We start from the raw sequence: 945 nt of genomic DNA, 5'->3' as shown, positions 1-945 counted from the left end.
TATGTTCCAACATGTATTTTATCGGGTCATATCCGGCATGCGGAGCCGCGAGATAAGCATCATAAAAGGCGATTTTTAAATCAATAATATTAATGCTCTTTTTTAGATCATCAATCTGGTTCAGAACTGTCTTGCGGTGATCATTCATCAACTGTCTCCGTGCAGAAGCGGTTTCTTCGCCTTGCATGCAAAAATCGATATATTGCTTAATTTCCTTGACTTGCATCCCTGTGTTTTTAAGACAGCAAATCAGTTTTATCACTTCCAGGTCCGCTTCGCTAAACTGCCGGTTTCCAGTGCTGTTACGGGTGATAAAGGGCAAAAGTCCTTCTTTATCATAAAAGCGGATTGTGTGAACGGAAATATTACAAATATTCGCAATTTCATTTATCGTATACACGGCGAAACCTCCTTAAAAAGTAGGGGATACACATTTGACTTAGATAGAACTCTAGGTGCTAATATAAAACATATTCAAGAAACATTCAAGACGCGCGAAAGAAGGAGTATGAATTATGGCAGAAAATATGAAACGCAATTGGACTGCAGCCGATATTCCCTCACAAAAAGGACGCACGGTTGTGATTACAGGAACAGGTGGAATCGGTTATGAAATTGCTTTGGAGATGACTTGTGCTGGAGCCGAGGTGATTATGGCTGGTCGAAATAAGGATAAAGGAGAAGAAGCGTTAAGAAAGATAAATAAACGGATTCCTGTTGGAAATATACGTTTTGAAAAGCTTGACTTGGCGGATCTTGACTCTGTCAAAGCGTTTGGCGAACGGATGAGGGCACAACGCAAAAGTTTGGATACGTTAGTTAACAATGCAGCGGTAATGACTCCGCCTCAGCGTCAAATTACAAAAGATGAATTTGAACTGCAAATGGGGGCTCAACCCCAAAATCAGTTCTTGATTATTAGCGCAACATCCGGTGGCGGTTACA

General features: G+C 41.0%; 2 protein-coding genes. One reads left to right on the top strand and one right to left on the bottom strand.

Annotated elements, in window-relative coordinates; translation table 11 throughout:
• The coding region (locus tag PKO02S_RS32070) for a MerR family transcriptional regulator (protein WP_164821835.1) at positions 1-400 on the bottom strand (400 nt) is incomplete at its 3' end.
• A gap of 115 nt (positions 401-515) precedes the next feature.
• On the opposite strand from PKO02S_RS32070, the gene PKO02S_RS32065 reads away from it, so the two are divergent.
• Positions 516-945: SDR family NAD(P)-dependent oxidoreductase (locus PKO02S_RS32065; RefSeq protein ID WP_127589356.1), on the top strand; the 430-nt coding region annotated here is incomplete at its 3' end.

The sequence above is a fragment of the Paenibacillus koleovorans NBRC 103111 genome, from assembly GCF_004000845.1.
Classification (GTDB): Bacteria; Bacillota; Bacilli; order Paenibacillales; family NBRC-103111; genus Paenibacillus_AA; species Paenibacillus_AA koleovorans.
This window is presented reverse-complemented; position numbering and strand designations above follow the sequence as displayed.